Here is a 13,158-nt window from a genome sequence, read left to right on the forward strand (position 1 = left end):
CGCGGCGGCAGCCCCGCTATTCAGAGCGCTGCCGATCACCAACCAACGAAGCGACCTACTCTCTTCGTCAGCGAACGGGCGTCGGATTCGGGTGACCGTCGGCGCGCACTTGAAAGAGGAAATACGTCGGCACGCAGTAGCCCTTGCCGCTCGCCGGTGCTTCCGGCGGCGTCTTGCGGGCCTTGATGAACCGCTGGCAAATGTAGTCTTCGCGGCACGGCGCCGACTCGTCGCACGCCTCGCGCAGGCCGGCCTTGATGGCGCCCGCCAGGCATGTCGAGAAGTCGTTCTTGCCAGCGCACTCGTCGAATTCCTTGCCACCCGCATAGGCGCAGAGCTCGTTGTCCTTGTCGAAGGGCGTGTTGCCCGAGGCACAGAGGCGCGTGCACAGCCCACCGGGTACGCCGATGCTCGCGGGTCGGCACGCGTAGCCGGCCTCCCCCGTCGCGTCGCGGCACGCGAAGGTGCTCGTCTGCAGCGCGTCGTGCATCGGATTGGCGACGTTGTCTGTGACGGTGCCCGCCAGGCACGGGAGCCCCGCGAACTCGTGCGCGTACGTCGCGCGCTTCCCCGCGCCGGCGAGCGCGGGGAGGCACTGACCGAGCTGGATGGGCAAGCGAGCGTTCGCCGCCAGCGACGTGCACTGGAGCCCCGCGGCGCAGCCCATGGGCGTCTTGAACGCCGACACCGACGACTCCATCAAGCAGGGCGCGCCGCGCGGCGCACGTCCGTCGGCGGCGGCGAACGACGCGGGCCTGAACGACGACGGCTCGGCGCCGGTGGCGAGCTCCTTCATGACGCCGGCACGGCGCGCGAGCTCGGCCTGCAGGTGCGGCGAGTTGCCGAGGCGGCTCACGTTGAGCACGTGCGAGCGAGCCAGCGAGTCTTCGCCGAGGGCGTGAAAGCCTGCGACGCCGCGGCCTCCTTGGTGGCAACCCTGGCACGTCATGTCGTCGAGGCGCGCAACGAGCCCCGCGAGGTTACCGACGTAGCGCGTGTTCGCCAGCGACGCCTCGGTGAGCGCCGGCGCCACCTTCTGTTGTGCATCCCAGAAGAGCCTCGTGAAGGGCTTGTTTGCGAGGCGGGCCGAGCCGAAGGTCGAAAAGGCGCTGGCTTTCGTGGCAAGGAACTTCTCCGGCAGCTTCAGCGTGCCGGTGTCGATCTCTTGAACGTGCTCGCGCAGGTAGGTGGCAAGCTCCGCCTTCAACGGGGCGTCGGCTTCGATGCGGGCCACGTCTGGCGTGTTCTCGAGCGGAAAGAGCCCCGGGGTACCCTCGCGCAGGCCGTAGATGCGAAGCGCGTATTCGGCGGCGCCGCCCATGTCGGTCTTCGTCTCCGACGGCACCCGCATCAATTGGGCGTTGAGCTCGAGCTGACGAAAGCGAAGCTTCGACACGGCGAGGAGGTCCTTCGCGAGGTAGCTCACGTAGGCGCTCTCCTCCGTCACGCCGGCGGGCACACGCCACGCGGCGGCGGCCTTCGCGCACTCGCCGACGCCGGCGGTGGCGCGCGGCACGTCGTAGACGACGTTCAAGACGACCGGCAGACGCGAATACGAGATATCCGTCGGATCCTTCTTCTGGTGCGTGTACGCGAGGCGGTAGAGAAAGCGAACCTCACCGCAGCTGCCTTCGCCAACCAAGGGGAGTCGGTCGAAGCGAGGAACGACGCTCATCAGCTCGAAGCTCGCGTAGGGCGCGCGCATCCAGCCCTTGTCAAGGATGCGCGTGACGCCGTTGGCGACTTGCGTACTGAGTTTCGGATCGCGCTGACGGGCCAGGTCGAGATCGGCCGCGACGTCGTCGGCGATGAACTTGTAGAGCGGGAGACCCAGGAGCTTGTCGTTCGTCGTGCTTCTTCCCGAAGCGCCGAGATGGACCGGCAGGGCAAGACCCGCGGCCTCGAGCGCGGCTACGAGCTTGGGCTGCGCGAGCTGCGTCAGGACCGTTCCGACGGGCGGCACCGCGATGGGGTCGTCGGCCAGGGTGCTGAGGACGAGCTCGTCCTCCGAGGCGGGGTCCTCCTCGGCTTCGGGCTCGCTGGAACAGGCGCCTAGACCGACGGCCAGCGAGACCGCGGCGATCCAGGAAAGGGTGCGAAAGGAAGACATGTTCGGGCGAGCTGCAGCGGGCGTGCCGACGCGAGCCGAGCGCCGGGAAGGCCCCAAAGACGCCGATCCCCTTGGCGCCCCGTAATTTGCGGAACCTGGTGCACCGTCGATCCGGTTTCCGCGTGCGGCCCTGGGCTCACTTTCTAACCGGGTCTCAACCGGCAGGGCACGTTAGCGCGGCGTCACGAGGACCGTGGCGCCAGGGTTGCCGTAGAGGCTCGACGTCGCCCACACGACGCGGCTGGGCTCCACCGCAGCCACGCGACGAGACGGAGACGGCTTGTCGAGACGCGGCTCAATCGCCTCGGGCCGCAGCATGGTGGGCGCACCGGAGCAGCCAGCGCGCGGGCACACGAAGGTTGCCGCCCCGTCCCCGTAGACGAGCTCGTCGCCGACGAAACCGGGCGCCACGCCGCTCGCGGGCCCCGTCACCAGCGGCAAGTCGCCCTCGCACGCCGGCAGGACGCAGCGACGGAGACCGCTGGTGGTCGAAAGCAGCACGTTCGCGTCGTCGGCGAGGGCGATGCGAGCGTCGGCGCCGGCGCTCTGCGACACGAGGCGCTCGGTCGTGGCACAAGACGAGAGACTGCATGCAACGAGCGAGGTCCCGCGGAGGAAGTAGAAGGTGTCGCCGTGAGCTGCGATGGAGCCGCTGGGAGCTTCACCGCCACACTTGCCGACGGAGCAAGTGCCGTTGCGACACGGATTCTGGCCGACCGACGAGCAGGCTTCGCCATCGAGCTGCCCGCAGCGACCGTCCTTGGCGCAGCTACCGGAGCGGCACTCGAGACTCTGCTTGCACGCGTCGCCGTTGCTCTTCTCGCCGGGTGGTTGCGGAATGCAGACCGGGTTTGTGCACGTCGACGCAGCACATTGCGACGAGCAACCGCGGGCGTCTGTGCAATCCGACGCCGCCGTGCACGATCGCGGACAGTGTCCTTGCGGCGCGCACCCGGGCGCGCAGTTACTGACGCTGCAAGGCTCGCACGCCCCCTTGACGCAGCGCTGCCGATCCTTGGACGCGCAGGGGCTTCGGCTACCGGTCCCATAGTCGCCGTCGCAAGCGACGCATCGACCGGCGAGGCACGGCAGACCGCTCGCGCAGGTGTTGGTGCACGCGCTGCAGACGCCGCCGACACACGTCGTCCCTTGCGGACACTCGGTGTCGACGCGGCACGTGCCCACGACCATGCGCAGCGTAGCCACGTTGCAGTCGCTCGCCGGGCAGCGGTAAGTCGAATCGGCCGTGGCCAGCAACAACTCGCGTCCCACGAGGCGCATGTCGACGAAAGGGGCGTGTGCGCTCAAGAGCACGACGTTTGCGCGGCCGCCACATCCCGTGCTCGCACACCGATACAGTTCGCCGGCGAAGAGGTAGAAGAGCGCGCCCTCCACGGCGACCGCCGCCGCCGGAGCGTCGACCGGTTGGCCCGCGGGCCAGGCGGGGCCCGCCGTCGCGAGCTCTTGCGGCGCCCCACCGCACCCCGTCTTTGGGCAAGAGAAGATGCGGCCCGTGTTGTCGAACCAATACGCGTTGGCCTCGTCGGTCACGATGCGCGTGACCACGTTGGCCGTCGTGCCCAGCACAAGCGAGCGCTCTGGGCTGAACTCACGGGGACCGACCTCGGTCTCGCAGGCTGCCGCTAGAAGCGCAAGGAGAGCGATCATCACCGCGCCGGCGGCGCTCTTCCGGCTCATCGTGCTTCTCCAGTCTGCGCCGGCGTCGGCGGCGAAGCGGTGAGGTTCGTACCCGGCGGCGACGTGGGCGCAGCAGCCGTGGGCGACGCTGCGGCGGCCGCTTCGAGGCGGTAGCGTCCCGCGCGTGTGTTGCGGCAAAGGACGTTGGGCTCGTAGGAGACGTGGAACAGCGTGCTCGTGTCGAGCCCCGGCGCCGCGCGCGCCGCGCGACTCCCTTCATCGAAGTCCATCACAGCAGCGCCGCCTGAGAACGCGACGCCGACGCCGAAGTCGCAGAGCGGCTTGGCCTCGAGCGAGGCCCATCCGAAGGGCCTGGTGTAGCTGTGCGTCGTCTTCTCGGTTGCGGCGTCGATGGTAAAGAGGCCCGTCGAGGCGCCGACCCCCAAGCCAAAGGTCGCCGAGTGAATGGGAACGCGGAGCCCGCCGCGGAGGCCGAGATCGGCGGTCGAGAAGCTAGCCTCGAGGGGTCTCGCGACAGGCGCGGCTCCGTCGTAGGCAACGCCGACGCCGCCGGCCGACGAGCCGACCAGGTAGCGGAGGTCGAGCAGCGCGGTGAACCAACGCCAGACGAAGCCCCCGGAGACGCTGGGCCCCGCGAGCGCGAGCCCCGCCGAAGTGCGCTCCGCCGTCGACAACGCCGAAAAGAGTTGGTCAAACTTGGCGAATTCAATCGTGCCGGTGGACAGGCCGGCGCTGACACGGAGGCCATCGGGCGTTCCCGCCGGCGTCGCGTTGAACCACGGATTCGTCGGCGGGAGCATGCCTGTGACGACACTGGGCTGAGCCGCCGTCGGCGTCACGGCGATGGAGAGCTCTTCGCAGCCGGTCAAGCGAACGCGAACGCGATGGGCACCCGACGTGACGGTAAACGGAACGTAGGCCGGGACCTCGCGGCCACCCTCGATGCGCATGCGCACGCCCAACGGCGACGCCGAGTCGGTGCTGTCGTCGATGAAGACGACGAGGCCGTCGTCGGGCGTCCGGATACGCGGATCGGCACATCCGACCGCGACGCGTACCTCGCCAAACTGAGTGAGGTCGCGCTCGAGGTCGATGGCGAGCGTCCGCGTCTTTCCGTCTTCGAGCACCACCTCACCCTGGTAGGGGCGCATCTGCGGCGCCTCGATGCGGAGCGTGTGCGGCCCGACCGGGACCTCGCCCGTCACGATCCGGGGACCTTGGCCTAGCGGTTGTCCGTCGAGGGTGGCGCGCGCCGTCGGCGGAATGGTCAGCTCGAGGCCCGCGCGTTGCGGCTCCAACTTGAAGGTCACTTCCTTGATGGGTCCGATCTGGTGGGTAGAGACGATGGGCCGAAAGCCCGCCTTTTGGACGCGAAAACGACGCTGCCCGAGATCGACGAGAACGGTGGCCTTGAAGGGGGAGCGCCCAATCGCCTCATCCTCCAGAAACACTTCGGCGTCGGGTTCGCTGACGGTGATGGTGACGGGCACCGTCAGCTCGTCGATGACCTTGAGGAGTTCCTCCGCCTCCTTGATGTCTTCCGACGTAAGCAGCGCTCCGCCCTCCTTCACGTACTGGCGGAGCAACACCGACGCGCGCGCGTAGCGTCGAAGGTTCTTGTGGCACGCTGCGAGATTCCAGAGGAGACGAGGGTCGCTCGCTTTGCCGTAGACAGACTTGTACTTCTCGAGAGCCGTGGCGAAGTCACCGTCGTCAAAGAGAACACGGGCCGCGAGGTACTCGCTTCGTGCTTGCCCCTCGAGAGATTCCGCAAGCGGCTTCGGCCTGATCGGCGCGGCGACCGGCGCCTTGGGGCGCTGCGCCAACGCGGGGTCGGCGGTGACGAGCGCGAGGGTGCACAGAAAAAGGACCCTCACCAACCTGTGCATCGCGCAAGTTGGTACGGAGTTCGCTGAACCTTGTCAACGTCGCAGCCGCACCCTAGCTGACGGCCGCTTCTTCCTTGGTGCCTCTGGCGAACTGGAGCCGGTAGAGGCGCGAGTAGACGCCGCCCTGCCGCATCAGTTCGTCGTGGGTGCCGACCTCCACGATGCGGCCCTTGTGGAGGACCACGATGCGGTCGGCAGCGCGAATCGTCGAGAGGCGGTGGGCGATGATGAGCGAGGTGCGGCCCGCCATGACGGCCAACGAGGCCTTCTGAAGCTGCGCCTCGGTGTCCGAGTCGACGCTCGCCGTCGCTTCGTCGAGCACGAGGATCGGCGCGTCGCGGTAGATGGCCCGCGCGAAGGCGAGGAGCTGCCTCTCGCCGGCGCTGAAATTCGCGCCGCGCTCGTCGACGCGCGCGTCGAGCCACGCATCGACCGAAGGGCCGCCGCCGGCGTCGGCGCCGCGCCTCTTGAAGAGCTCAAGGGCGCCGATGCGCTCGAGCGCGGAGGCCGCGCGCTTGCGATCCGGCGAGGCGTCGCTCATGGCGACGTTCGAGAGCACCGTGCCCGCGAACAAGAAGACGTCTTGTGGCACCACGGAGAACTGCTCGCGGAGCTCGCGCCGCGGCGTTGCGGTCACGTCGCGCCCCAAGACGCGAACCACGCCCTCCTGCACGTCGTAGAGGCGCAGGAGAAGGCCCAAGATGGTGGTCTTCCCGGAGCCTGTCGCGCCAACGAGCGCGATGCGCTCGCCGCGCTTCGCCGTGAGCGTGACCTCGCGGAGCACGGGAACGCCGGCCTTGTAGGCGAAGGTGACGTGCTCGAGGGCGATGGCCTCCTCGCGGTCGCTGGACCGGGGGCGTTCGGCCTCCGCGGCTGTCGGCTCCTTCTCGGTCGACGTCTCGGACAAGAGCTCGAAGATGCGCTCGGCGCCGGACATGGCCGACTGCAACATGGTGTAGCGCTGCGACAAGAGGCTCACGGGCTCGAAGAACTGCCGAATGTATTGCGTGAAGGTCACGACGAGCGCGAAGGAGACGGCGAAGGCGCCGAGCCGGTGCACGCCGGCCCACCACAAGACGCTCGCGATGCACAGCGTCGACACCATCTCGATGGCCGCGTCGAGGAGCGCTTCGTAGTAGATGGCGCGCTTGTTCGCGTCACGGTACGCGAGGTTGATGTCGTCGAACTCATCGGCCATCGAGGCCTCTTTGCCGAAGGCCTGAACCACGGCGATGCCGCTCACCTGCTCGTTGAGAAAGGCGTTGAGGCGCGCCGTCTTGGTGCGAATGTCGCGGAAGGCCTGCCGCGAGCGCTTTCGCACGGCGTTGACGATGAGCCCAACGATGGGCAGCGCAGCGAAGGCGATGAGCGAGAGGCGCCAATCGAGCACGAGCATCATCACGACGATGCCGAGCAGGAGCAGGAAGTCTCCCATGGCGTTGAGCACGCCCGAGGCGAAGAGCTCGCCGAGCGCGTCGACGTCGTTGGTGGCCCGCGTGACGAGGCGGCCGACAGGCGTCTTGTCGAAGAAGCCGAGCTTGCGAGTGTGGAGGAACTTGAAGACGTGGAGGCGCAGATCGGCCATGGCGCGCGCGCCCACGACCTGCATGCTGTAGACCTGACCGAAGGCCAAGAGCTGCACCACGACGGTGGTCGCCGCGAGCATGAGGCCCGTGTGCAAGATGCCCTCCGGGTCGGAGGCGCCGGCGCGCTCCACGACGCGCCCCATGAGCACCGGGATCGTCAGGCGAAGGCCCGTCAGCAAGAGGAGCGTCACGAGTGAGAGCACGAGGAACCACCGGTGCGGCCGCACGAAGGGGTAGAGGTTCCAGAGGAGCCGAAGGTCGTGCGTCTTCTCCACGGCACCTTCTTCGTGGAACGCGCGCAGACGCTCCTCGGCGCGTCGCGCCGAGTCCTTCTTGGGGGCCTTCCTCGGGGTGACGCTCACGGCGAAGCTCCTCCCGACACGGAGCTGACGGGCGGCGGCGTCTCGCTTGGCTCTTCAAGGCTGAGCTCGGCCATCTCGTTGGCCACGCGCTGCTCCTCGGCGAAGGCCGCGTAGAGTCCGCCGCGCGTCACCAACTCGTCGTGGGTGCCGCTGTCGACGATGCGACCGGCATCGAGCACGATGACGCGATCGCACCGGGCCGCCGCGGCCACGCGGTGCGTGATGAGCAAGACGCTGCGCTTCGCCGCTTGCCGTGAGATCGCGTCCAAGATGGCGCGCTCGGTCTTCGCGTCCACCGCGCTCAAGGGATCGTCGAGGACGAGCACCGGCGGCTCCGACACAAGCGCGCGCGCCAAGGCCACGCGCTGCTTCTGCCCGCCGGAGAGCTGCACGCCGCGCTCGCCGACGACGGTGTCGAGCTGGTCCGGCAAGGACATCATCTCTTCGAGCACGTGCGCCTCGCTGGCGGCCTCGCGGACGCGCTCCGCCGCCTCATCGGGGTCGGGGACGGAGAAGCCCACGTTGTTGGCCACCGTCGTGGAGAACAAGAACGCGTCTTGCTGCGCGTAACCCACGGTGCCGCGAACGAACTCCACCGGCAGATCGCACACGTCGATGCCGTCTAGGAACACCGATTCGCGCGGCGTCGGCAGGAGCCTCGCCAAAAGCATCGCGAGGGTCGATTTGCCGGAGCCGGTGCGCCCGACGACGGCGAGCGACCTTCCCGGCGGCAGGTCGAAGGACACGGCGTCGAGGACGACGCGCTTGCCGTACGCGAAGGAGAGAGCCTTCACCGTGACGTGGCCCTTTGGCGCCAAGGGACGCGGCCGCGAGCCGTCCGTCACCTCGGGCACGGCGTCGAAGATCTCCTTCAGGCGAGCGTAGCTGGCGCGACCGCGCTGGAGGATCGAGAGCGAGAAGCCCAGCGCGATCATCGGCCACGCCATGCGCGTCAGCGCTTGCGAGAAGGCGAAGAAATCGCCCTTGCTGATGCCGCCCGCGGCGGGAGACTTGAGGAGCAACGAGCCGCCGACCCAGAAGAAGACGAGCATGCCGGCGGCGCTGGCAGCGCCCATGATGGGCTGCATGAAGCCGCGGAGCCGCGCGAGGCCGAGGCTGGCCTCCAGGTACGCCCGGCTCGCGACGTCGAAGCGAACGAGCTCGCGCTCCTCGAGCGCGAAGCTCCGAACGACGCGCACACCGGCGAGGTTCGTCTGGAGCACCTCGCTGAGGCGCCCCAAGGCCTCCTGCGTGGCCTTGGTGCGAAGGTAGAAGCCGCGCGAGAAGCCGCGCGTCGTCAAGACCAAGATGGGCAGCGCCACGAACGACACGAGCGTGAGCTTCAGGGAGACGGCGAGCATGACCTGGAGCGCGCTCGCGAAGGCGAAGACCACGTTGACGACGTTGAGGATGCCGAAGCCGAACAAGAGGCGCACTTGCATCAAGTCGCCGCTGGAGCGGCTCATGATCTCGCCGGCCGGCATCGTGCGATAGAACGCGGCACCGAGCTTATGGAGCCGCGAGAGCAAGAGGCGCCGCAGGTCGTATTCGACGTCGCGGCCGGCGTTGAACATGAACCAGCGGCTCGCGACCCGCGTCACGAAGGCCACGACGGCCAAGAGGAGCATGAGCGCCGCAGGCCACCACGCGTCGCCAGGGTGATCGCTGAAGATGAGGTCGATGGCCTGCTTCGACTTCCAGTCGATGCGGTTCATCGAGAGCTGGAACACCGCCAAGACGACGGCGCCGAAGAGATACGCCGGCAAGTGTCTACGGAACTGCGCGCCGAGCGAGGTCTCGGCGTCGGCCGCGGGGCCGCTCGGAGGCTCCTGGCTCACGACCGCCTCACGCACGAGCACGAACGATGCGCTCCGGTCGCGGACAAGCCGCAGCGGGGCACGTCAGCGGGGCTTTCGGTGAGAGGAGGAGAGCGTCGGCTTGTCGCGCCCGCCATCGGCGGCGCTCACGAGGTCGCCGACGTCGATGCGGGCCGACAGGAGCCCCAGCATCACGCGCGCACCGCCGCGACCGTCGAGCTCTTGCACGACGCCGGACTTGCCCATGAACGGCCCCCGCAAGACCTTCACGCGGGCCCCAGGCTGAAACGCCGCCGCCGCCGGCCCCGGCGGCGTTGAGCCGGGCTCACGGGCGCGGAGCCGGTGCAAGAGCCGGCCCGCGGGATCGGGGTCGGCGGCGTCGGGCACCCGCGACGCTTCTTCGGGCTTTTCAGGCCCGCCATCCTTGGAACCTCTGCTTTTGGGGCGTTTCGATCGAGACGTGGCCATGGCCGATACCGATCCGAAAGCCAATCCGAAGACCCGAGGCGCTCTTTGGAACCACGTCGTGGTCGAGCGATTCCCGGGCTCGTCGATCGCTAGGATGCAAAAGGACTTTTGGCGGACCCGGGCGGCGTTGTCAACGGCCGTAAGGCCGGCCGCGCGCCCCTGGCATACGGGGCTTTGCCTGGGTTCGGCGCCGGGCGGGGCCATTTGGCGCAGATGAGGGTGCCGGGGGTTGTGCACGGGCCTCTGCGTTACTAGATTCGGTCCCTTCCGTGGCCAAGGGTCGACGAAACGATAGCGGCGACGCCGAAAGCGGGCGTGACGCCACTCCCGAGGGCGGTGAGGCCCCGGCGACGGCCGTGGTTGCGGCGCCCGTCAAACGGTCCGCGCGCTCCGCGCCACGACCGGCGAAGGGCGCGGTCGAAGACGACGACGAGGAAGCCGGCGACGGCGAAGCGGACGGCGAAGACGACGAGCCGGAGGCCGTCGACGCCGAGCTCGTCGACGACGACGCCATCGTGGGCGCCGCGGAGCCAGCCGATGACGAGGTCGTCGAGACCGATGAGGTCATCGAGGCACCGGCGAGCAAGAGCGAGGGCGCGCTTACGCGCTTCGATCCGATGGCCGCGTACCTCCGCGAGGTCCAGCGCCACCCGCTCCTCACGCCGGAAGCGACCAAGGAGCTGGCGATCCGATTCCAAACGACGCAGGACCCCGCCGCCGCCGCCATGCTCGTGACGTCGAACCTCAGGCTCGTCGTCAAGATCGCCTACGAGTACCGGCGCGCCTACAAGAACATCATGGACCTCGTGCAAGAAGGCAACATCGGCCTCATGCAAGCGGTCAAGCGCTACGACCCCTACCGCGGGGTCAAGCTGTCGACCTACGCGGCGCTCTGGATCCGCGCGTACATTCTTCGCTACGTCATCAACAACTGGCGGCTCGTCAAGCTGGGCACCACGCAGGTCCAGCGCAAGCTCTTCTTCAATCTCCGAAAGAAGCGCGCCGAGCTCCAAGCCATGGGCATCGATCCGACGCACGCCGAGATCGCCAAGCAGCTCGACGTCCCCGAGCACGAGGTCGCCGAGATGGACGTGCGGCTCGCGTCCGGCGAAAAGTCCCTCGATGCGCCTGTTGGCGACGCCGACGGAAGCTCCACGACGCGCATCGACTTGATGCCCGCGACGGGCGACGGCCCGGAGGCCCTCGCCGCTAGCGAGGAGATGCAGACGCTCCTCAAGGCGAAGCTCGGCGAGTTCCGCGTCACGCTTGAGGGCAAAGAGAAGGACCTGGCGATCTTCGACGAGCGACTGGTTGCCGACGAGCCGCTCACGCTCCAGGAGCTCGGCGATCGCTTCGGCATCTCGCGGGAGCGCGTCAGGCAGCTCGAACAGCGGCTCACGACGAAGCTCCGCCTGTTCTTGAGCGAAGAGTTGGGCGACGCGACCGAGGTCCTTTGACGCTCTACGTCGTCGCGACGCCCATCGGCAACCTCGAGGACATCACGCTCCGCGCCGTGCGCATCTTGCGCGAGGCGCCGTGCGTCGCTGCCGAGGACACGCGCCACTCGATGGCGCTCTTGCAGCACCTCGGCATCGCGGGCAAACGTGTCGTCTCGCTCCACGCGCACTCCACAGACGCGCAAGTGGAGCGACTGGCGACGCTGCTCGAGGAAGGCCAAGACATCGCCCTCTTGACCGACGCCGGCACTCCCGTCGTCAGCGATCCCGGCGACGCGCTGGTGCGCGCCGCGATCGTGCGCGGCGTCACCGTGGTGCCGATCCCCGGCCCGAGCGCCGTCTTAACAGCGCTCGTGGGCAGCGGCCTCGGCGGCGGCGCGTTCCGCTTCGTGGGCTTTCTCCCGCGCGAAGGGACGTCACGAAGCGAAGCTCTCGCGAGCGTCGCGAGCGCGACCGAGTGCGTCCTCGTCTTCGAGTCACCGAACCGCGTCCGAGCGACGCTTGAGGACCTCGCGGCCATCGCACCGACACGCCCCGCCTGCGTGGCCCGCGAGCTCACGAAGATGCATGAAGAGTTCACGCGCGGCACCCTGGCGGAGCTGGCAGCGCTCGAGCGCGAGTGGCTCGGCGAGGTGACGCTCGTGCTCGGCGCACAAGACAGGCCCGGCGCCTCCGTCACCGACGACGCGCTCGACGAACGCATCGACGCTGAGCTCGCGAAGGGCGGTCACGCCAAGGGCGTCGCCGAGCGCCTCGCGGCCTGGAGCGGCCGCGCGAGGCGCGACGTCTACGAGCGCGTCGTCGCGCGCAAGCAGAAGGGTCGCTCTTGAGGCCGCCCGCCTTCCCTAGGCGCGCATCGCGACGCGCGGCGATGGCGCTCCTCGCGGCGACGTCGCTCAACGGATGCAAAGCCTGCGCGCGCGGCCCGAGCTGCGCCGAACAAGTAGCCGAGCTTCAACGCTTCGTCGCCTCTGTCGACGCCGAGGCGGCCGGTGAGACGCCCTTGCCCGCGGGCACGAAGCTCGTGCGTCCGACGGCGCCCGACGACGTGCCGTCGGGACGCCTCGCCCATGATGGGCCGGTGCTCACGCTCGTAGGACGCGAAGTCTCCATCGACGGCTCTCCGCTCGGCGCCGCGGAAGCCGGGCCCCTCGTCGAGAAGCTCTCCGGCGCCATGAGCGCGCGGCGCGAGCTCGACTCCGTGCTCTATCCCGGGCGGCCGCCACGTCGCGTCGTGCCGCGCCTCGCGTTGCCACCCGACGCACCTTGGAGCGCCGTCGTTGCCCTCACCACCGCGTCGCAGAAGGTTGGCTTCGACGAGCTCGTTTTCGTCTTCGAGGCGCGTAGCGCGGTGCCGCGACGCAGCGCAGGCTCTCACGAGGGCTCACGCGATCCCTCGCTGGCCGCGCCGGTGTCCCAATCGGGAAGGGCCGTGACCGTGGCAACCGACGCGGAGAAGCTCTTCACGCGCTGCGCCGCCGCCACCACCGAGCTTGCGTCACTCGTGGACCTTGACCCCTCATCCAAGGGCGAAGAGTGGTCGAATCGCCTGCCGACGGCCATTGAGCGCTGCGACTGCCAGGTCGACATGGAGGCGTTCCGCACGCTGCACGTGAGCCTTCGGGGCCCCGCCGGCGGCACGCCGCAGCGAGCCGTCGCCGTTCCCCTCCGCGCCTGCGGCGACGGAGTGAAGCTCATCAGCCGCTCTCCGAGCGAGCCTTGGTCCGCGGCGCATGGCGCTGTCCTCGAGGCCTCGCGCGCCGGCGGGTCGTTCTGCTTCCGATAGCGCTTCCGGCGACGCCGGAGCGCA

9 protein-coding genes are annotated in these 13,158 nt (G+C 68.9%); 3 read left to right on the forward strand and 6 right to left on the reverse strand.

Annotated elements, in window-relative coordinates; translation table 11 throughout:
* Positions 1 to 67: 67 nt before the first annotated feature.
* The 6 genes from IPG50_19540 to IPG50_19565 form a co-directional block, all read right to left on the reverse strand.
* A complete protein-coding gene (locus IPG50_19540; GenBank protein ID MBK6694376.1) occupies positions 68 to 2,110 on the reverse strand; it encodes a hypothetical protein in 2,043 nt (680 codons plus the stop codon).
* A gap of 171 nt (positions 2,111 to 2,281) precedes the next feature.
* Positions 2,282 to 3,808: a hypothetical protein gene (locus IPG50_19545; GenBank protein MBK6694377.1), complete on the reverse strand. Its 1,527-nt coding sequence runs from the start codon at positions 3,806 to 3,808 to the stop codon at positions 2,282 to 2,284.
* The gene (locus IPG50_19550) at positions 3,805 to 5,658 is read right to left on the reverse strand and encodes a PEGA domain-containing protein (protein ID MBK6694378.1); all 1,854 of its coding nucleotides are present in this window, start codon (positions 5,656 to 5,658) and stop codon (positions 3,805 to 3,807) included. The genes IPG50_19545 and IPG50_19550 overlap by 4 nt, the downstream gene beginning before the upstream one ends.
* Before the next feature lie 52 nt (positions 5,659 to 5,710).
* Entirely contained in the window at positions 5,711 to 7,606 is a 1,896-nt protein-coding gene (locus IPG50_19555; GenBank protein ID MBK6694379.1) for an ABC transporter ATP-binding protein, read from the reverse strand.
* The gene (locus IPG50_19560) at positions 7,603 to 9,321 is read right to left on the reverse strand and encodes an ABC transporter ATP-binding protein (protein ID MBK6694380.1); all 1,719 of its coding nucleotides are present in this window, start codon (positions 9,319 to 9,321) and stop codon (positions 7,603 to 7,605) included. Before IPG50_19560 ends, IPG50_19555 begins: the two co-directional genes overlap by 4 nt.
* Positions 9,322 to 9,507: 186 nt before the next feature.
* Entirely contained in the window at positions 9,508 to 9,810 is a 303-nt protein-coding gene (locus tag IPG50_19565) for a KOW motif-containing protein (GenBank protein ID MBK6694381.1), read from the reverse strand.
* 350 nt (positions 9,811 to 10,160) lie between these two features.
* Between IPG50_19565 and IPG50_19570 the strand changes: the two genes are divergently transcribed.
* The 3 genes from IPG50_19570 to IPG50_19580 are packed head-to-tail and all read left to right on the forward strand — an operon-like array spanning position 10,161 to position 13,134.
* Positions 10,161 to 11,348 (forward strand): RNA polymerase factor sigma-32, encoded by a 1,188-nt coding sequence (locus tag IPG50_19570; protein MBK6694382.1) that lies wholly within the window; start codon positions 10,161 to 10,163, stop codon positions 11,346 to 11,348.
* On the forward strand, positions 11,345 to 12,178 hold the full coding sequence (gene rsmI / locus IPG50_19575; GenBank protein MBK6694383.1) for a 16S rRNA (cytidine(1402)-2'-O)-methyltransferase: 834 nt from the start codon (positions 11,345 to 11,347) through the stop codon (positions 12,176 to 12,178). The genes IPG50_19570 and rsmI overlap by 4 nt, the downstream gene beginning before the upstream one ends.
* Complete coding sequence (locus tag IPG50_19580; GenBank protein ID MBK6694384.1) at positions 12,175 to 13,134, forward strand: hypothetical protein; 960 nt, start codon at positions 12,175 to 12,177, stop codon at positions 13,132 to 13,134. Before rsmI ends, IPG50_19580 begins: the two co-directional genes overlap by 4 nt.
* Positions 13,135 to 13,158: the final 24 nt, after the last annotated feature.

Source organism: Myxococcales bacterium, assembly GCA_016703425.1.
Classification (GTDB): domain Bacteria; phylum Myxococcota_A; class Polyangia; order Polyangiales; family Polyangiaceae; genus JADJCA01.